Here is a 20,041-nt window from a genome sequence, read left to right on the forward strand (position 1 = left end):
AATATATTGCTTACTATCATCATCATTTTAACGATCGTACTAACATATGTGATTACACTAAAGTTTAAAATTGTAGACTTTACATTTGCGTGGATATTAAATTTTATGCTAATGTTTTGCGTTTCGATGTTTCTAGAAACTTTGAAATCAAAACTTTTATCAAAATATTATTTAGAAAAAAAATGGGAAAACCGCGGAAAAATTTATGAAAATTTTGGAATAAACTTTTATCGAAGGCTGCTTTTTTTGGTCGGCTGGGAGAAACTTAACAAAAAGGCAAATCCCGTTAATGGAAACTTGGAAACTTTGATTAATTTAAAATATAAAATCAAACAATCTGAAGTAGGACATTTAATAATATTTATTGTTGTAAATTGTTTTACAATTTATGTGATTACTAAATTTACTTTTATTGAATCATTATTGTTAATCATTCTAAATGTTATCCTGAATGTTTATCCGATTTTTTTTTGCAACGATATAATCGACCAAGAATAAAAAGAGCATTAGAATTAAAGCAGTATAGAAAAAGACGATCGCACCACAGCCATTTTGAGCTAGGTATAGTTTAGTGGAAGTAACGCAAAGTCAAAAACAGTTACCAAAGCTTTTGCTACCACCATAAACAAATTACTTGAAAATATAATAAAATCAATGTCTTACGATAACGGAATGTAATTGAGTTATCATCAATGGCTCACAAATAAAATAAGTATAGACAAATATTTTGCTTATCGTTATTCTTCCTGGGAAAAAGGGAACCAACGAAAATACAAATGGATTTATCAAGCGCTTTTTCCCCAAAAGGACTAACTTTAATACAATAACTCTAAAATAACTAAAACATCCACAAGACAGACTTAATGGTAGACCCAGAAAGGTGCTTGGATACAAAACTCCTAACCAAATGATGGAGCAAGAATTTAAAAAAAAATTGTATCCGTTAAATTAATTCGAAAATAACTTTTGGCTCCTTAAAAAGCCAGAAAAATTATTCTGAAATTAACGCCAATATTCCGCAAATACTTTAGCATTGAATAGCTAATTAAGTGATGGACTTGTTGCGATAGGTCCTTGAACCCGCCTTTCGTTTTTTAGTATGCTCACAATTACGCTTTTACATAAATGCTTGCATAATTTGCAAATGTAGTGAATTACCGTTTCTTATCGTATTTTCGTTTAACAGAAATTACTCACCCTCGCCATTAATTAACTAAGTATGGCGCGAGAACAATAACGGATAATGTAACGCAGAGTTACGAATATTACACAATTTTATAGCTAAGAAATAATTTTAACTTTGAATAGTAAATTCATTTCTCAGTACGTTATTGACAAAATTTTAAATTCTATCCGCACTTTTTCCAATTGCAATACCGCAACATCGTCAACTTTCTTATCAATAAGAATTTTCGCGATAGGCGAATTAAATGCTATTTTCTTTTTTGGAATATTTGCCTCGTCGACGCCAACAATTTGATAGTTTTGAATTTTAGGGTCTGAATCAACCTTAAAACAAACTTCCGCTCCAAAACGTATTTTGTTTTTTGGCTGTTTTGAAAGATTAACTATTTTCGCTGTCGAAATTCTATCGAGTAGCAGTTTTAATTTAGCATTAAGAAAATTTACAGTGATTCGATTTTCATTTTCATCTGAAATTAAAAGATTATCGCGTTCGTGAATCATATTATCGCGTTCTAAAAGTAAGTCTTGATAACCTAACTCTGTAACATAATTGATTGTGCCCATTGGTAAATCAGCTCGTGGCGGTACTAATGGTAATTCCTCCTGATCACTTTCTTTAACAAATCCTCTACTCATCGTAATTCCCTTATCGCTCGCCGGCATATTATACCTAAAGTTAAGAATATGAATTCGATTTAAAAAAAAAGTTTTTATAATTGTACAATTTTTAGTATCGCGCTTTTCAATCTTATGAAAAATCATGCAATTGCTAAAGTTAAAAATATTTATAGTAATTGCGATTTTATCACATCGCGAGTAGTAAAAAAAAAATTCTTTACGACTGTTTAAAGGATCGATCATAACAATTAATTAAATAAGAGTAATAAAACTTTGTCAAAACAGTACGATGCCCTCAACGCGTAGCTCAAATAATTTTGCCAAATAGCAATATACTGAATTAAAAGAGCTTAAAATACAATTATAAAACCTCCAAAATAGATGCGTGGAAAGGCTTTCGAATTAAAATTATACAATCAAAATAACTTGGAACTAATACGTTAATATTTCAGAATTATGCAAATATAGTACGAAAATGTATATCACTGAACTATTGAAAGCCACCAGCTACACTAAGAAAAATATAAAAGGGTACTTCTAAAGCATTTTGATAAACAAAGTGAAATAGAAGCCATGGGAAATTAGATTTCTTATGAAAGACTAAATAATTGTGACCTATGCAGTATACCTATTCAACTGAAAATTATTCCTATCCTAGAACCTTAGGTTCATTACAACGCTAAAAATAAATTATGAAAAAATTATTTTGATAAACAAATATTGGTTTAAAAGATATCCTAATATGAAAAGAACTTACCAAATATAATCTCCGTACTAATTATTGTAATTCCGTAAATTCCAGAATTATAAGATGTTAATTTTATAAAAAAATTAAATTATAATATAAAATTTTTTCATCGTCTCTGTATATATTTGATCTTCTTTTATGTAATCAATAACACTTAATCTTATGGAAAATTCGCAGAATGGTAAGCAACGAGATCTGTCGAAAAACAAATCTGACGGAACCAATAAATTTATGACCACCGACCAAGGGGTCAAAATTAATGACGATAACAATTCTTTAAAGGCAGGAGAACGGGGACCGTCTCTTTTGGAAGATTTTATTCTTAGAGAAAAAATAACTCATTTTGATCACGAAAGAATTCCAGAAAGAGTGGTTCATGCTCGCGGTTCTGGTGCGCATGGTTTCTTTGAAGTTACTAATCCGATTCCCGAACTGACAAAAGCAGGATTTTTACAAGAAAAAGGACTTAGAACGCCCATTTTCGCAAGGATATCAACTGTGGCAGGCTTTAGGGGTTCTACTGATCTTGCTCGTGATGTGCGAGGTTTTGCAGTGAAATTTTACACACAAGAAGGAATTTATGACTTGGTCGGCAATAATATGCCTGTATTTTTCATTCAGGATGCGACAAAATTTCCGGACCTTGTACATGCAGTTAAGCCAGAACCGGATACTGAAATACCACAAGCATCATCAGCCCATGATACTTTCTGGGATTTTATTTCATTAATGCCAGAGTCTATGCACATGGTCATGTGGATAATGTCCGATCGCGCTATTCCTCGTAGCTTACGAATGATGGAAGGCTTTGGAGTCCACACCTTTAGATTAATAAATGAAGCGAATGAATCCGTATTTGCAAAATTCCATTGGAAACCAAAATTAGGTACTCATGGAGTAACATGGGACGAAGCACAAAAAATCTCAGGTAAGAATTCAGATTTTCACCGTCAAGATTTATGGGAAGCAATTGAAATGGGAAATTTCCCAGAGTGGGAATTAGGCGTTCAAATTATTCCAATAGAAGACGAAAATAAATATGAGTTTGATCTTCTTGATCCTACTAAACTAATTCCTGAAGAAATTATTCCTGTAACTATAGTTGGTAGAATGGTACTTAACAAAAATCCTGACAACTTTTTTGCAGAAACCGAGCAAATTGCTTTTCACCCGGGACATGTCGTACCTGGTATAGATTTTTCCAACGACCCCTTACTACAGGGCCGATTATTCTCATATACGGATACACAATTATCAAGACTGGGAAGTCCTAACTTCCATGAAATACCAATTAATCGAAGTATTGCCCCTGTTCATAATAACCAACGTGACGGCCATATGCGTCAAGAAATTAATACAGGTCGAGTAAGTTACCATCCAAATTCTCTTGGTGGTGGATGCCCCTATCAAGCAATGATAAGTGAAGGCGGTTTTTCAAGCTTTGACGAACGCGTCGAAGCTCATAAAATAAGAGGTAGAAGCGAAAGTTTTAACGACCACTTCGGACAAGCTAAATTGTTTTTTAATAGCCAAACAGACACAGAAAAAAGTCATATTGTAAAAGCATTGCGCTTTGAACTTGGAAAAGTAGAAACTACAGCTATACGCGTAAGAATGCTTGGTCTTTTATCACAGGTAGATAGACAACTTGCTGAACAAGTTGCTATTGGCATCGGTGCAACAGTGCCACCCATACTAGAAAAACCACTGAATCACGGCGTGTCTCCTGAAAATGAAAATGGTAAACAGGAATCTACCACGAATGAACAGTCAGTAAAATCTTCAGACGCATTAACTATGGTAAAAAATCCAACCAATTCGTCAACAATATCTTCTCGAAAAGTGGCTATTTTATGCGCTGAAGGAGTTTCTGCCGCTTGCGTTAACAATATGAAAATTGCGCTGATAAAAGAGGATGCTAAAGGATTTGTTGTTGCACCCCATCTAGGTACTTTGATAACAGACGAAAATGAAGCTATTCCTGTTGATTTTAGTTTCTTAACAACATCATCGGTTTTGTTTGACGCAGTGTATATTCCAGACGGATTAAATTTGAGTGCTTTAACAGAAAATGAAGATGTCAGTGAGTTTTTAAATGATGCCTATAGACATTGTAAAGTAATTGCTGCTGACGGCCAAGGATCCCAAGTAGTAAACGCAGCTCCTTTTGCATCTAAAATGAATAATCAAGACGGCGGAATTATTTTAACAACTGAAAAAGCGTCTGCGGAATTTGTACAAGAATTTATTGCAGCTATGGGAAAACACCGTTTTTGGGAAAGAGAAGTAAATTTGTATAATAATTAAATTGAAATAACATGAAAAATTCAGACCAACCGAAGGAAAATAAACTGCAAGATGAAAATGAAAATGGCTCGTTTATAGTCCCGCCTAGTAACGGTGCTGCCGCAGAATTGAGGGATTTATTTATTGACAGCTTAAAAGATATTTACTGGGCCGAGAAATCTTTAGTTGGTGCGCTACCGAAAATGGCGACCAATGCTACGGCTCCAAGCCTGGCATCGGCAATAAAAGACCACCTTGCTATTACTAAAAATCAACTTACTCGACTTGAAAAAATTTTTGAATTACTCGGAGAAAAAGCAGTAGGTAAAAAATGCGAAGCGATGGCAGGTTTATTAAAGGAAGGGGACAGCATATTAGAAGAAACTATGCCCGGAGCTGTTCGCGATGCTGGCATCATTGCTGCCTCTCAAAAAATCGAACACTACGAGATTGCCACCTATAGAACGTTAGTTGCATATGCTAAAACGTTGGGTGAAAATGATGCTGCAAAGTTACTTTCTCAGACGTTAGCTGAAGAGAAAGAGTCAGATTGTATCTTAAGTGATGTCGCACTCAATGCCATCAATATTATGGCCTCTATATAGAAATTAATTCATAACAAGATTTAGTTTTTACTATGAAAATGATCTGCACTTCGTGCAGATCATTTTTATTTAAAAAAAAGTACAGTACAAAAAAACGCAAATTACGTATGCGTTGTTTAAATAGAGAACTTTGTAATTTCCTAAATTCTAAGTAAATTCAGTATTTGTGCTTTTATTCACTAGTTTCTTTTTGACTAACATCAACTGATTTTGACTGTGAAGAGTCTTTTTGTGGCAGGAAGATCGATAAAATTACAATAGCAAAAGCTGATAAAAACTCACTTGGCCAGTTTTATAGTGATTCAAACCAAAATCGTGAGCTGGTTATATATTCTATAAATTGAACGATCGGAAGTCCATTAAGGGTGTTCATCGTGTTTTCGTTTTTCCTGCTCCCGTAAAAATGAAGTACAAAAGACAGTACAACCAAAAGCAACAAAATCAACGTTAAAGAGTTTTTATAGAGCATCAACAAAAGACCTGCCGTTTTAACAGGTCAAGGTGCATCAGATTTTGCGTTGAGGGTTTATGATCCACTTCTTCAAATCCACCAAAACCTTTTGATTCTGAAGAACCGTTTTGTTGTAGGAAAATTGTCAGCCATACCAATATGGCCATTTGGCGAAATTCACTTTCCCAGTTTTCAAAATTAGCTTGAAGAAAATGACCACTGCTTAAATACTGGCACAGAGAAAGAATAGAGCCAGTTGGTTTACGGAGTTCCATATTGTACTCTTGTAGTCCAAAATAAAGCTGTTCCAAAAAAGAAATTAGAAATAGCAAAAGAAATACATTCTATAAACTGTTTCATTCGAAATTTTTTTCATCAGATATTACACTATAAGATTGGATAAATTACTAATAGCAAATAAAAAGGTTTTTTAACGTACGTATTAAATAATTCTATATCACTTTATTTATAGCAAAATATAGTAATTATATAAATTTAGTATTTATTTTTGTAATATTTAACTGAATTATACAATTACTTTTGGCTTTAAAATCTACTAAATTTTAAGAACTTAATTTTAATCGTTTTTTTATAATACCTAAAATACCATGCTAAAAAGTAAACAAGAAAAAGGTTTGATGGAAACTTTTCGAACAGAAAAAAACAAACAATCGGTTAAGTATGATCTCATTGTTTTTTGTCATTTAAGATGGCAATTTGTTTATCAACGCCCACAGCACATTATAAGTCGGCTAGCAAAAACGATGAAGGTTCTTTTCATTGAAGAGCCCATTAGCTATAGTGATGAAGAAGAAAACCTAGGGAACTTACTGATTATTACAGAATCACTTCATGTTTTGCAACCTAAAGTAAGAAACATTGAAGAAATTGAAAAGGTTATACCTAAATATGTAAAAAACCAAAACGTGTCTATTGGCTGGTTTTATTCTGCGTCATTTACTCCTTTACTTAATTCCTTGAATTTTGGTATTGTAATATATGATTGCATGGATGAGCTCTCTCTATTTAAAGACGCTTCGCATGAACTATTAAATCAAGAAAAAAAATTGATGGCGGTAGCGGATATTGTTTTTACAGGAGGAAAATCACTTTATGATGCTAAAAAAGAATATCATTCTAATGTCTATTGCTTTCCTAGCTCGGTTGATGAGCCTCATTTTGCCCAAGCCTTAAAAGATATCGAACTTCCCTCGGACATTGCAGACATTCAAACGCCTGTGGCTGGTTATATTGGAGTAATTGACGAGCGCTTAGATCTTTCATTATTACACGATACGGCAAAATTACTTCCAGAAGTTTCGTTTATTATGGTTGGTCCGCTAGCTAAAATATCGGAAGATGATTTGCCAAAGCTTAAAAATATTATTTATTTAGGAATGCGTTCTTATGAACAACTGCCAGCTTATTTAAAAGCTTTTGACGTTGCGATAATGCCATTCGCTTTAAATGCTTCCACCAAATACATCAGCCCAACAAAAACCCTTGAATATATAGCTGCGGGCGCTCCGATCATTTCTACCAAAATAAAAGACGTTGTTAGCGATTATAGCTCTTGTGTTACCCTTGTAGAAACTTCCGAGGAATTCGTGCATGCAATTGCCACTGTACTTAATCTCACTGATCCAACAGCATTACAAATGGAATACCAAGAAATTCTTAAAAAAACTTCGTGGGATGCTACAGTTAACAGAATGCAGTCCATCATTGAAACCTATGCCGTATGAAGCAAATAGACATTTTAATTATCGGCGCTGGTATCTCAGGAGCCGTTCTAGCAGAGCGATATGCCGCTATAGGTAAAAAAGTTTTAATCCTTGAAAAACGAAATCATATTGCAGGAAATTGCTATGATTATGTGGACGACAATGGAATATTAGTTTCAAAGTATGGTGCTCACTTATTTCATACAAATGACGAGTCAGTGTGGACTTATGTAAATAAATTTTCAAACTGGTACCCATGGCAGCATAAGGTGATTGCTAAAGTAGGAGATAAAAGGGTACCCATACCAGTTAATATAACTACTGTAAATGAGTTGTTTGGAACAACAATAAGCTCCGAGCAAGAAATGACAAAGTGGTTAGAAGAAAATCGTACGCCATTTGAAAACCCTACGAACGGCGAGGAGGCGGTACTCAATCGCGTGGGACCTATTCTTTATGAAAAAATGTTCAAGCATTACACTAAGAAACAGTGGGACAAATACCCCGCTGAATTAGATGCATCTGTTTTAAATAGAATTCCCGTTCGTCACAGTTTTGACGATCGTTATTTCTCTGATGTTTATCAAGCGTTACCCGAAGGAGGCTACACACAGCTATTTGAAAATATATTAAGTAATCCTAATATTGAAACTAAATTACAAACGGATTTTTTTGATGTAAAGAAAGAATACACCGGTTACCAAAAATTGTTCTATACTGGACCAGTCGATCACTTTTTTAATTTTAAACACAGCTTAACCGAAAAACTAGAATATCGTTCGATTAATTTTGTAATTGAGACAGTCAATTCGGAGTTTTTTCAGGAGAACTCGGTGGTCAACTATCCCGGTACTGATGTTGATTTTACAAGAATAATAGAGTACAAGCATTTTGGAAATCAGAAATCAGATAAAACGACAGTTGTTAGAGAGTTTACGGTAGACGAAGGCGAGCCTTATTATCCAGTTCCAAATCCTAAAAACCAGGAAATTTACGATAAATACAAAGTAGAAGCTGAAAAGCTAATTGATATTCATTTTGTGGGTCGACTAGCGAATTATAAATATTTCAATATGGACCAAGCCTTCAAAAATGCGTTGGATCTTTTCTATAAGTTAGAAGAACAGGATAAAATTCAAACAGTACGATAAATGGAAATATTCAGAACTTTTTTGATGGGTGGTTATGAATGTGCAGATCACATCAACCGTTCTGGTGAAAGAATTAATCTCTTAAAAGAGACGCAACATCATATTAGGATCGAGGAAGACTACCAAGCTCTTCGTTCGATTGGGATACAAACAGTTAGAGAAGGTATCTGTTGGAGCGCTGTAGAAATTGCTCCAGGAATTTTTGATTTCTCGGAAGTCTACAATCGCATGCAGGCCGCAGAAAAATATGGAATACAGCAAATTTGGGATCTTATTCATTTCGGTTATCCGGATGGTCTTTACCCCACTCATCCTTTATTCTGTGATCGATTTACTGCCTTATGCTTTGCATTTGCTACATTTTATAAGACTCATGGAAAACAAAAATTATTCGTCGTACCGATAAATGAGATTAGCTTTTTGTCCTGGCACTCTGGCGACGTTAGAGGCACTGTACCCTTCGCAGTCAATAGCGGTTGGGACATTAAATACCATCTTTGCAAAGCAGCAATTGTGGGGATTCAAAAGTTAAAGGAGGTGGATCCAAATTGTGTTATTGTTTTGGTTGAGCCCCTTGTAAAAATACATGCCGATCAAACTGAAGATCCCGTTAATATATTTAATCTCAATGAACATCAGTTTCAAGCTATGGACATTATAGCGGGACGAATGTGTGCTGAACTTGGTGGTTCGGAAGCTTACCTGGAAATATTAGGATTTAATTATTATTGGAACTGCCAATGGAAAGCGAATGGTGAGCCATTAGACTGGCCAGATCCGTTGCAAAGTAGAACACCGCTCGCCACTCTATTGCAATGTGCCTATGAGCGCTATAATAAACCAATTTTTCTATCAGAAACGGGACATTTTGGTACGGGGCGTGTCCCGTGGATCAAAGAGGTCATAGAAGAATGTATAACGGCTATAAAAAATGGTGTGGAATTGAATGGTATTTGCATATATCCCGTAACGGACAGGCCAGATTGGGACAATTTAAAAAGCTATAGTAATTGCGGGCTATGGGATTTAGATAATAACGGCGAGCGAATTCCTCATAAACAATATATAAATGCTGTTGATAAGGCACAATCCGCGTTTCAACAGGATAATAAAATATTGAATTTTGTTAGAAACTTATTTAAATAAAAAACTGAAAAGTTAGATGAACTGAAAATTGTCAAAAAAGAATGCGGAAATTCATTTATCGAATTGGTTTTGCTTCATGGTAGTTCTTTTTTAGAATTGGAGGGAGTACATATCGGCTACAATTACGTTCTCTTAGTAATATAGTTTTATTATCCACAAAAGATTAACTACTAATCGCGTTGAAATACAGCCCTCCAGGAAATAAATGAAGTGAAGTGAAATTCATGGACTTGTCGAATCATCAGTACTGCATTAAGGTGATGTGCAAACTATTTTTATTTTGATGATCTTACAGAATCTGCTTTCATAGAACTACCTCTTTGTAGACTTCCAGCTGTTCCTGAACCTGTAGTTCCTTCTCCTACTGCACCAGTGGTACCAGGATTAATAACTTTTGTAGTGTCGGAAGTAGGGCCTACTGTATCGACTGTTAATATTGAATCATTTTGATTCCCATAAACTTCTGTTTCGTTAGTCGTACTTTTTTTGCAAGAAAATGAAAGTACCGTTAAAAATGAAAGTGCAATGATTTTGTATCCCGATAAAATTTTCATAATTTATTGTTTTAAATTGATATTTAGATAGCACTGCAGGACACAAGCATAAAGTACCTTTGATATTATACTATATATTATAAATGATCCGCAGTCTGCATCAAGAAATTTACATACTGTAAATTTAATGAATTAGTATATAACTTGTTAGGATTTTTTAATTTTAAGGACGATAAGAAGGGAAGATAACAAAAAGAAAATATTGCAAAATCGATATTTAAATTTTTCTAGACAATATTTAAGCTGACCAATAGCTGCATTATAATGTAGGTTTAAATATAGATTGTATTACTTTTAACCAATAAGTGAGAAAATATGGTCGGTAACTTACAATATGTCACTCTACATTAGAAATTATTTGAATGCGATTCAAAATATACAACTACTCCCGATCTACTACTTTCGGAAAATTGAACGTAATTGAAGAAGATAACTTTTGCTTTACATGAAAGAGTACCTTAGCAAAAATAATCTATAAATATTTTAAGATGAATAAAAATGGAGCAATCGTTGTTGTAGAAGACGATATAGATGACCAAGAAATGTTTAAAGATGTATTTTCAGAGCTTAATTATAAAAATGAAATTATCTTCTGCAGTGACGGTCAGCAAGCCTTAAACTATTTGACAGCAACAGCTGCAGAACCCTTTATTGTTTTTTCAGACATCAACATGCCAAATTTAAATGGAATAGAATTAAGAAAACAAATTCATGAGAACGAGAATATAAGAATAAAGACTATTCCATATTTATTTTTTACCACAAGTGCAGAACATGACGCGGTCGTTGAGGCCTATTCAAAATCAATTCAAGGATTTTTTATAAAACCTTCAAGTTACAATGATTTAAAAGACGTACTGAAAACCATCATTGAATATTGGCAAAAATGTGAATCTCCGATTTATGTTAAATAGTAAACTTAATAAAGACAGATTTGTATAACACTAAATGAATAAGTAAATATTGGGTACTGAAAGTCTCTCTTAATTTTTATTTAGAAATATATGAGGAATTCTCAACATGACGAAATGATTCTCCTGTAAATCTTGCAGATGTAAATTATGCAAAATCTCTTAATTTTTATATAAGTCAATTTGCAGGTAATTGGCGAAATTTAGAAGTGCTATTTTTTAAATTTAAATTAAGAATTATGAATACAGCTGCAAAGGGAATTATCGATAGTAATAGAACTTCTGGCATAAATCAATCATTTTGGACTCAATCCACTCAACCTATAATTTCTGAAAAATTGAATCGTAATATTGAGACCGATATTTTAATTATCGGAGGTGGTATTTCGGGAATAACAACTGCGTATAGTTTGTTAAAAGCGGGCAGGAAAGTAACGCTGGTTGAGGACGGATATATTGGAAGTGGCGAAACTGGTAGAACTACAGCACATCTTACTTGCGCCTTAGACCAACGGTATTTTGAGCTTGAAAAATTATTCGGAAAAGAAAAAGCAAGTCTTGTTGCTAATAGCCATCTGGAAGCGATTCAGTTTATAGAAAATACACTAAAATTAGAAAATATAGATTGCAATTTTAAAAGAGTTCCTGGCTATTTATTTCTTAGTGGAAATGATTCTAAAGAAACACTTACTAAGGAATATGAAGCAACAAAAATTGCGGGGCTTCTAACAGAAATGTTGGAGCAAGTTCCAGATTTACAGGCGGAAGAAGGAAAATGGTGTATTAAATTTCCTGAACAAGGCCAAATACATATAATGAAGTATTTGAAAGGTCTTACAGATGCAATAATTGCTATGGGCGGCTCTATTTTTACTGAAACAAGAGTTGAAGACGTATCCAATTATGGAGCTAAAGCCAATGGTTTTGATATCACAGCGAACCATATTGTAGTGGCTACCAATACACCTATAAACGACATGGTGGTCATGCACACCAAGCAATATGCATATCGAACCTATGTTGTTGCAGCCAAAATTCCCAAGGTCTCTCTACCTTACGCCCTGTGGTGGGACACTGGTGATCAAGAGTCAAAATGGGTAGGAGCTCCTTATCATTATGCAAGGCTAGAAGAATTTGATGAACAATATGATCTTTTAATTTTAGGCGGTGAAGATCACAAAGTGGGTCAAGCGGAGTCCGAATGTATTTTGGAAGAAGAAAGGTATAAGAAACTTATAGACTGGAGTAAGAAACGTTTTCCTGCTATGATGGACATTATTTATAAATGGTCAGGTCAAGTTGTGGAACCAGTAGACTCTTTGCCCTACATAGGAAAAAATCCAGGAAATGATAACATTTATATTATAACGGGACATTCTGGTAACGGAATTACCAACGGCACACTAGGAGGTATTATTATTACTGATATTATTTTAGGAAATGAGAATGCAAAAATTGATTTATTCAGTCCGTCAAGAATAACTTTAAAAGCTGCAAAAGAGTATCTGCAAGAGGTGGGTAACATGGTTTTTCAATACGGCGACTGGATCACTAAAGAGGATGTCGAAAATATCGAGCAATTACTTCCTGGGCAAGGAGGCATAGTTTCCACGGGCATTAAAAAAATTGCAGCCTATCGAGATGAAATGAATAATTTTCATACCTGTTCTGCAGTTTGCCCTCATTTAGGTGCAATCTTACATTGGAATGCTGAAGAAAAATCATTTGACTGTCCAGCGCACGGATCTCGGTTTACTGCCGAAGGTATTGTTATTAATGGCCCGGCCAATTGTAACTTAAAAAAAGTTGAATTAAAAAGTAAAATTAAGGATGTTGGAATTTCTCCCAACAGTTCTACGATAATAGATGAAATCTTACCAGTAGAACCTAAAATTCAACCACTGTAAGCATCTTGATGTGGGAATTTTTAACGAGGTTAAGTACAAAATTTTATTTTGAATTCTTATACACGTGAACTCTCACATATGTGCAACTGTACCTTACAACTTTTAAATTTTCGCTTCTTGTTTAATGGTCAGTTTGGCTCACCCAAATGCGCGCTTGGCTATACAAGTCTTTATTAAAACCTTTAAACTCCTGTGGCATTATTGCTATAAATGCGCTAGTAAAGGCCATAATACTTGAAGAATCGGTTACAATTGCTAACCGATTCCATCTTCCTATGTTTTTTAGATCTAATAGCAAAGCTTCAAAACTCGGATGAAGAGTAAAATTTGGAATATCTGCGTCCAACTCCAATAAAAAATTTATCTCCCCTTGATCCAGTACCAATTTTTGAAGCGCCGGAATTACGATACATCGTAAATCTTGTATTGTAACGCCAGCACGTACTGCAAAGGCGGCGACGTTTTCTGGAACATCTATTAAATGTTTAATCATGATATTAGGTATTTACATCTTTACTAATTGACTTTCAAATTATGTCCAAGGATCTAAAACAACTTTCACACAAGCGTCAATTCGTTTCTTGAAAATATCATAAGCGTCTGAAACTTCTGAAAGAGGTAATCGGTGAGTAATGATATCATCTAATTCTACTTTGCCTTCAATTACATATTCCAAAAGTTTATCAATGTGTTTCTGAACGGGTGCTTGTCCTCCTTTGATCGTTAATCCTTTATCAAAAAACTGTCCTATTGGAAAATTATCATACAAGTACGGATATACACCAAGTACGGATACAGTACCTCCGCGACGCACGGCGCTCATGCATGCTTCTAATACCTTGACAGAACCTTTTTCAAAATTTATCACTGCTTTAGCCCGATCCAAAATACTTCTATCAGGTTCAAATCCGACCGCGTCAATGCAAACGTCTGCTCCTCTTCCATTGGTCATTGCTCTTATTTTTTCAACAACATCCTTTGCATCAGTTTCCCATAAAACAATTTCGCTTCCCGTTGTCAATTTGCCTTTTTCTAATCTATATGCTAGAGTATCTACTAAAATCACCAATTCAGCTCCTCTCAAATAGGCGCTTTTTGCCGCCATAAGACCCACAGGCCCAGCTCCAAATATAGCTACGGTTTCGCCACCTTTGATGTTTGCCCAATCTACTGCAGAATAACCAGTGGGAAAAATGTCAGTCAAAAAGAGTAGTTGTTCATCAGATAAGTGCTCCGGAACTACACGCGGACTTACATTGGCATACGGTACACGGACATATTGTGCTTGACCGCCATCTATACCCCCATAAAGATCGGTATAGCCAAACATTGCTCCTCCCTTCTCGGTCAAAACTCCACCCTCAGGACCATAATGATCTGGATTACTATTTTCGCAGTGCCCCGGTAATTCGTGGTTACAAAAAAAGCAAGTGCCACACGATATTGGAAAAGGTACAATAATACGATCACCTACTTTTAAATGGTTGATCCCAGTACCCACCTCCTCTATAATGCCCATAAATTCGTGACCCAGCACCATAGGTCGGGGCTGAGGAATTCCGCCAGAATAAATGTGAAGATCCGAACCGCAAATGGCTGTTGAAGTTACCTTAATAATAATGTCATCCTGCTTCTTTAATGTAGGATCTTCTACCGTATCATATTGTATTGATCCTTGTCCATGTATAACTGCTGCTTTCATACTATAAGTGTTTTATTATTTGCTAATGTAAAAGTGTTTAATAATTCCAATAACTTATTATATGATTTTTGAATAAGTTTTTAAGATTACAATGCACTGTATATTAGGCTATAAAGGATTAAGTAGATCAGTTGTGGAAATTCTGCTATTCGAAATAATTCAAACTTCGATCTGCAAAAAAGAAGATTATTAAAATTCCATAACCGAAATAATGCTCATAAAGCTGGGCAATTTTGAAATTTACATCTACTTACGTTTAAATACCAGCGAAACAAGTACAAGTACAAATTGTCGTTTAGATGAGTTTCGTGATTGGTTTAAAACGATGAGAAAAGTTGACTTAGCAGGCTAAAAAAGTAAATTTATATGCACAATGATATATTACACGTGATGATAGCATTATACTTATGATATACACAAAAATTAACAAGTAGCTTAGAATATTATAGGATTTATTAATTCTTTTAATACCATATAAAACTAATTAAATGCAACTTACAATGATAAAACTATTAAAATGCACCAAATAGCAAAATAGCAGAAACTGTACTAATTCAAATTTGCAACAACTTTAAATCCAAGTTTTTATAAAATCTGTACACTTTTAAATAGCTTGGTTGGCGAGTTTGCAACTTTTAAAGCACTGCCCTTTTTTAGCACACTTTTATAAGTTGAGATTCCATAAATTTAGCGGTAACAATTGTTCCAAATTCGTCTTCCCATTGTGTGACAACATTTTCTATAAACTCTGGCTCAAATCCAATAATTTCCATGATTTGCGCACTAAACTCTTGCTGTACTAATTGACCCTTTTCGAACATAATTTGATTAATTTTATAATATTAAATTTGTGCTATAATAAATTATTTTCACCTTCTTTAATGATCAGGCGTAGTGTGAAAAAATTCTCATCTTTTCATATTCCGCCTACTGTATATTTAGATTAGTTTATCTCATTGTGTATTGCAAAAATGAAATATTTTTCACTAAATAAAATTGATACTTTCCTAGTAAAATTCTTTTATAATAATTTTAAAATTTGTTACCAAATTGCCACTTCAGTCTAATTCGGTCTACGAATGATTTGTTTGATCATACCTAATTTTACCTAATATAGATGGCCATTTTTGAAGTGATTATACTAAAATTTCTACTGTAGCTAAAGTTGGAATTGGTTTCTTAATTACAAAACCAAAATAATAAAATTACTTACTGATAACTATATTAACTACTGCCACTAAATTAGTTGGCACTCAAATTTTATAAATATTTTAAAAAATTATATAAAGAATATTTAGGCTTCTCGATTTAACTTTGGCTATCAGAAATTTAAAAAATCATATTATGAAAACTACAGAAAAAGATACGGAAAAAGCAAAAAAAAATACAGCACCAAAAAAAGGGACTGAGAAAACCAGTTCATCTGCTGGAAAGGTAAAAGCAAAATCGTCAGCTGCTGAGGGATTACGTGAACTGTTTGTGGATTCACTTAAAGATATTTATTGGGCTGAAAAAGCGCTTACTAAAGCCCTCCCAAAAATGAAGAAAAATGCCACTACAGAAAACTTAATTGCAGCCATCGAAGACCATCTTGAAGTTACCAAAAATCAGGTTTCTAGATTGGAGGAAGTTTTTCAAATTATCGGAGAAAAGGCAGTAGCTAAAAAATGTGACGCAATGGATGGTTTGATAAAAGAAGGAGAAAGTATCATGGAAGAAACCGAAATTGGTGCAGTCCGTGATGCAGGTATAATTGCGGCATCTCAAAAAATTGAGCATTATGAAATTGCAACTTATGGTACTCTTGTCGCATTTGCTAAAACTTTGGGAGAAGATAAAGCTGCTAAATTACTGAGTGAAACCTTGGCCGAAGAAAAAGACGCTGATGTAACACTTACAGAGGCCGCTTATAACACTATTAATTTCGATGCAGTTGACGAAGAAGAAGAAGAAGAAGAAGAAGAAGGAACTAAAAAAGATTCAAAGAAATAAACAAGTAAAAAGCCTGCCAAGTGCAGGCTTTTTTTATCTATTAAACAATAATTTATGACGCTTATATTTCTAATAACTGTTTAATTTTTAAAGTTAACTCTTGAAAAGTATTAGGTTTAGTAATGTATGCTAATACATTAAGAAGATCTGTTTTTTCCTTTTCTGAATAGGGTGAAGTAGAAAATATAATTACGGGTATGTTCTTAATAGAATTCTCCTTACGTAGTAACTGCAAAAGTGTAGCCCCACTCATCTTTGGCATATTAATGTCAAGCAGAATTAGGTCTGGCGTATACTTTAATTTTCTTAATTCACCTAATACTAGAAGTGGATTATGGATAGCCATATAAGTACATTCTGAAACGCCTTCTAATGCATCCTTGAAAAAATCACAATCATCTAAGTCATCATCGATTTGAAGTATCGAACTGTATTTCATTTTGTAGTTTAATTAAAATTTTAGCGGGAACTATTATTCATGTTATTTTCTCTAATATAAGTCATAGTATAAGAGTGAATTTTATTTATAGTTTTAGTCTAAATGAAAAACTATAAATCATAATCGTGTACACCTTACCCTTTCCTCCTTAGGATATTATCATATATAATTTTATAAATGAAACTCAAAAAACGGTAAATTTTTTCGAAAGAGGTTGCTGTAATCTGCAAAGTAGCTGTTTTGATTCAAAGCGAAAGTGGAATTAAATTCATCTTTTATAAAGTATATCGTTTGAATCTTCATATTTCGGCATTCTCTAAATAACGTGTTGTAATACGAATCTTTTTCCAACAAGCCTTCCTTAAATTTTTTATAAACCGTGTCGTAATCAACTACTATTGGCGGTTGAATCTCCATTATATCGTTGAAAATTAGTTTAGCTTCATCACCATTCTCGAGAACAAATTAATGTAATGAATTTATAGTGTTGCTTGTATCGTACAAAGTTATAATGTGTTTTGCAGAGGCGATACTTTTAGTACCCTTCTGTATAAAATGATGCTGTCCTTCCTGCATTTTATAAGCACCAAATTCTACAATATAACCCAATTTAAAAGCAAGTTCCTGCGCTAAATTTGCTGCTGAACTTCTATCTAACGTATGTTGAATGATTATTCGAGCTTCCATAAAATTCTGGATTTTTAAGGTTTAGTAAATTTAATAAAATTTACCAAATTTACTAAGACATATCGAATGCTAGAAAAAAATATTTAAATATTCTTACTGGTTCCGCAGCAATTTGTAAATATATAATCTCAAGCAATAATAGGCTTGCTACTGTCACGACAATTTTATTATAAACGAGGTTCCTAAAAAGGAATTAGTGTATAATTATTTTTTCCATTAATTAAAAAAGGATACTTGGGGCTTTAAAATTCCACTTCGCAATTTATTGGCTTTTAGGATTTTTATTTTTCTGATATCAATTACAACTTATGTTTTTAACCTTTTGATTTGCTGGTAATCTTACCGTTTTTTGTTCTTGAAAATGTACCTTGTATGAGTTTAATGGCAGAACTTTTACTGAAAAAGTTTGTGCCGCTGTATTACTTTGCAATGATAACTTCGGACGACTTGTAGTACAAGTTATTATATTCGCTAAAAATGGCTCTAACTGTTATCGCGTTGCTAAATTTTACGGCAATAAAAATTGGTATTTTATAATTTTATTAAATGCTTTTATTTTAGAATTTGAAAATGAAATGTCTTTTTGAGCAATTAGATTTTTTATAACATGATTAGTTGTTTTCAAAAAATCACCGACTTAATATTTTAAATTCTGCACACCTCCATCGGTAGGTACTGCTATAGGTTTGCTTTTAGATTTTATATAAGCTTGTTCTTATAAATCTTTAATAACTTGTGGAAAGAATTATTTTCAATTCCATATTTAAAAATTTACCTCCCCATTATGATCTTTAATACATTAAGAAAATATTTTAGAAAAATACTAAATTACTAAACAGCTGCTAACACGAGATGGGCTTTTTTAATAATATAAATTCAAACTTCTTATTTTTACAATAAATCTATTCTTCTTGTATCGTTATCAGATAGAAAAGTGATAAATACTTTATAATTTTTTTTAAATTTCTACCGATGATAATTAGGTTTTTATTCTTAAACTATTATCGCAATAATTTAAGAATAAAAAACTATTATTTATTAAAAAATATATTGTAAAAAGAACTCATTACTGCCATTAGCTTTACCTAAAAGGTTACTATTTACAGTATATTCATAAGCATAACCTAATATAAAATTTTTACCTACTGCAAATTTCACCATTCCAGCTATTGTACTATCGGTTCTATAAGTTGCCCCAAAATGCACTTTTTCATTTATCACCGCTGTTGCTGAAAAATCAGTTGAAAAAGGAGCCCCATTTACATATCGAACCATAACAGATGGTTTTAAATGTAAACTAGGACTAAGATATATATTATATCCCCCAGACAAGTAATAATGAGCCCTGTCGGTTGCTACTGTAGCATAACCCTCCTCCTTTTTAGCTCTTTCTGTATTTAATATTTTTGGAGACGATAGCGAAACGTAATATTTGTCGTGCTCGAGATAAAAACCTACTCCTATATTGGGGTTGAATCTAGAAATAGGCTCTAAACTTGGATCACTAATTAGATTATATGTTTCTAATCCTTCAGTATTTACATTATAATTGTTACCTCCCGCTTTAATTCCCATGAATAAATTTAATTTCTCAGTTAATTTAACATCATAAGAAAAATCAACAGCAATAAATGTTTGCTTTTCAATAAATACTTCATCATGAACAATTGAAAGACCTACTGCAAACTTTTTATTCTGCAAAGGCATCATAAAGGAAATAGCTTGTGTAGATGGTGAATCTTTGATCCCTGTCCACTGTTTCCTGTAAAGCGTCTGTAATTTACTAGTCCCTTCAACCCCTACAAATGCAGGATTTATTAAATTCAAATTATCTTTATAGAAAGTAATTGTACTCTCTTGTTGCGCTAATAGTCTACTGCTTGTTAAAAGCAGTAGACCTACTAGAATATATATTTTTTTCATATTAATTTTAAT

The 20,041-nt window shown here is 33.4% G+C and carries 19 protein-coding genes and 1 pseudogene; 9 read left to right on the forward strand and 11 right to left on the reverse strand.

What is annotated here, in order from left to right:
- The first annotated feature begins 126 nt into the window (after positions 1-126).
- Positions 127-498, forward strand: a complete 372-nt coding sequence (locus ACRASX_RS15210; protein ID WP_432221842.1) for a hypothetical protein — start codon at positions 127-129, stop codon at positions 496-498.
- 822 nt (positions 499-1,320) lie between these two features.
- Here the strand turns inward: ACRASX_RS15210 and ACRASX_RS15215 are convergent.
- Positions 1,321-1,848, reverse strand: coding sequence for a GreA/GreB family elongation factor (locus ACRASX_RS15215; protein WP_231739458.1), 528 nt, complete (start codon positions 1,846-1,848; stop codon positions 1,321-1,323).
- Positions 1,849-2,713: 865 nt separating this feature from the next.
- On the opposite strand from ACRASX_RS15215, the gene ACRASX_RS15220 reads away from it, so the two are divergent.
- Positions 2,714-4,858 (forward strand): catalase, encoded by a 2,145-nt coding sequence (locus ACRASX_RS15220; RefSeq protein ID WP_066305756.1) that lies wholly within the window; start codon positions 2,714-2,716, stop codon positions 4,856-4,858.
- 11 nt (positions 4,859-4,869) lie between these two features.
- The gene (locus ACRASX_RS15225; protein WP_432221843.1) at positions 4,870-5,442 is read left to right on the forward strand and encodes a ferritin-like domain-containing protein; all 573 of its coding nucleotides are present in this window, start codon (positions 4,870-4,872) and stop codon (positions 5,440-5,442) included.
- Between the two features lie 172 nt (positions 5,443-5,614).
- Here ACRASX_RS15225 and ACRASX_RS15230 read toward each other — a convergent pair.
- Together ACRASX_RS15230 and ACRASX_RS15235 are read right to left on the reverse strand one after the other, a co-directional pair.
- A pseudogene (locus tag ACRASX_RS15230) lies at positions 5,615-5,911 on the reverse strand (DUF6766 family protein).
- Positions 5,911-6,225 carry a DUF6766 family protein gene (locus ACRASX_RS15235; protein ID WP_369815122.1) on the reverse strand — a complete coding sequence of 105 codons (315 nt, stop codon included), beginning with the start codon at positions 6,223-6,225 and terminating at the stop codon, positions 5,911-5,913. Before ACRASX_RS15235 ends, ACRASX_RS15230 begins: the two are co-directional and overlap by 1 nt.
- 432 nt (positions 6,226-6,657) lie before the next feature.
- Here ACRASX_RS15235 and ACRASX_RS15240 point away from each other — a divergent pair, with 432 nt between their 5' ends.
- Genes ACRASX_RS15240 through ACRASX_RS15250 form a run of 3 tightly spaced genes read left to right on the forward strand, consistent with a single transcriptional unit; the run spans position 6,658 to position 9,914 of the window.
- Positions 6,658-7,638, forward strand: a complete 981-nt coding sequence (locus ACRASX_RS15240; protein ID WP_432221844.1) for a glycosyltransferase — start codon at positions 6,658-6,660, stop codon at positions 7,636-7,638.
- The gene (gene glf, locus ACRASX_RS15245) at positions 7,635-8,768 is read left to right on the forward strand and encodes a UDP-galactopyranose mutase (protein ID WP_066305760.1); all 1,134 of its coding nucleotides are present in this window, start codon (positions 7,635-7,637) and stop codon (positions 8,766-8,768) included. Before ACRASX_RS15240 ends, glf begins: the two co-directional genes overlap by 4 nt.
- Entirely contained in the window at positions 8,769-9,914 is a 1,146-nt protein-coding gene (locus ACRASX_RS15250; protein WP_432221845.1) for a hypothetical protein, read from the forward strand. It abuts the gene before it with no gap.
- Positions 9,915-10,189: 275 nt separating this feature from the next.
- On the opposite strand, the gene ACRASX_RS15255 is transcribed toward ACRASX_RS15250, so the two are convergent.
- Positions 10,190-10,468, reverse strand: coding sequence for a hypothetical protein (locus ACRASX_RS15255; RefSeq protein ID WP_432221846.1), 279 nt, complete (start codon positions 10,466-10,468; stop codon positions 10,190-10,192).
- A gap of 488 nt (positions 10,469-10,956) precedes the next feature.
- On the opposite strand from ACRASX_RS15255, the gene ACRASX_RS15260 reads away from it, so the two are divergent.
- Positions 10,957-11,382 carry a response regulator gene (locus ACRASX_RS15260; protein WP_066305767.1) on the forward strand — a complete coding sequence of 142 codons (426 nt, stop codon included), beginning with the start codon at positions 10,957-10,959 and terminating at the stop codon, positions 11,380-11,382.
- A gap of 236 nt (positions 11,383-11,618) precedes the next feature.
- Positions 11,619-13,286, forward strand: coding sequence for an FAD-dependent oxidoreductase (locus ACRASX_RS15265; RefSeq protein ID WP_432221847.1), 1,668 nt, complete (start codon positions 11,619-11,621; stop codon positions 13,284-13,286).
- A gap of 121 nt (positions 13,287-13,407) precedes the next feature.
- Here ACRASX_RS15265 and ACRASX_RS15270 read toward each other — a convergent pair whose 3' ends face one another.
- From ACRASX_RS15270 to ACRASX_RS15280, 3 genes are all read right to left on the reverse strand, one after another.
- Positions 13,408-13,779 (reverse strand): STAS/SEC14 domain-containing protein, encoded by a 372-nt coding sequence (locus ACRASX_RS15270; RefSeq protein WP_066305773.1) that lies wholly within the window; start codon positions 13,777-13,779, stop codon positions 13,408-13,410.
- Between the two features lie 39 nt (positions 13,780-13,818).
- Positions 13,819-14,988 (reverse strand): zinc-dependent alcohol dehydrogenase, encoded by a 1,170-nt coding sequence (locus ACRASX_RS15275; protein ID WP_432221848.1) that lies wholly within the window; start codon positions 14,986-14,988, stop codon positions 13,819-13,821.
- Between the two features lie 653 nt (positions 14,989-15,641).
- The gene (locus ACRASX_RS15280) at positions 15,642-15,809 is read right to left on the reverse strand and encodes a hypothetical protein (RefSeq protein WP_197413360.1); all 168 of its coding nucleotides are present in this window, start codon (positions 15,807-15,809) and stop codon (positions 15,642-15,644) included.
- A gap of 523 nt (positions 15,810-16,332) precedes the next feature.
- Here ACRASX_RS15280 and ACRASX_RS15285 point away from each other — a divergent pair.
- Positions 16,333-16,980 (forward strand): ferritin-like domain-containing protein, encoded by a 648-nt coding sequence (locus tag ACRASX_RS15285; protein ID WP_432221849.1) that lies wholly within the window; start codon positions 16,333-16,335, stop codon positions 16,978-16,980.
- A gap of 61 nt (positions 16,981-17,041) precedes the next feature.
- Here the strand turns inward: ACRASX_RS15285 and ACRASX_RS15290 are convergent, their stop codons facing one another.
- From ACRASX_RS15290 to ACRASX_RS15305, 4 genes are all read right to left on the reverse strand, one after another.
- Positions 17,042-17,419 carry a response regulator gene (locus ACRASX_RS15290; RefSeq protein ID WP_066305781.1) on the reverse strand — a complete coding sequence of 126 codons (378 nt, stop codon included), beginning with the start codon at positions 17,417-17,419 and terminating at the stop codon, positions 17,042-17,044.
- Positions 17,420-17,590: 171 nt separating this feature from the next.
- Positions 17,591-17,836, reverse strand: a complete 246-nt coding sequence (locus ACRASX_RS15295; RefSeq protein ID WP_066305783.1) for a hypothetical protein — start codon at positions 17,834-17,836, stop codon at positions 17,591-17,593.
- A gap of 48 nt (positions 17,837-17,884) precedes the next feature.
- Positions 17,885-18,106, reverse strand: a complete 222-nt coding sequence (locus ACRASX_RS15300) for a hypothetical protein (RefSeq protein ID WP_066305785.1) — start codon at positions 18,104-18,106, stop codon at positions 17,885-17,887.
- Between the two features lie 1,038 nt (positions 18,107-19,144).
- Complete coding sequence (locus ACRASX_RS15305) at positions 19,145-20,029, reverse strand: PorP/SprF family type IX secretion system membrane protein (protein WP_432221850.1); 885 nt, start codon at positions 20,027-20,029, stop codon at positions 19,145-19,147.
- Positions 20,030-20,041: the final 12 nt, after the last annotated feature.

It is taken from the genome of Flavobacterium sp. TMP13, assembly GCF_050847115.1.
Lineage (GTDB): Bacteria > Bacteroidota > Bacteroidia > Flavobacteriales > Flavobacteriaceae > Flavobacterium.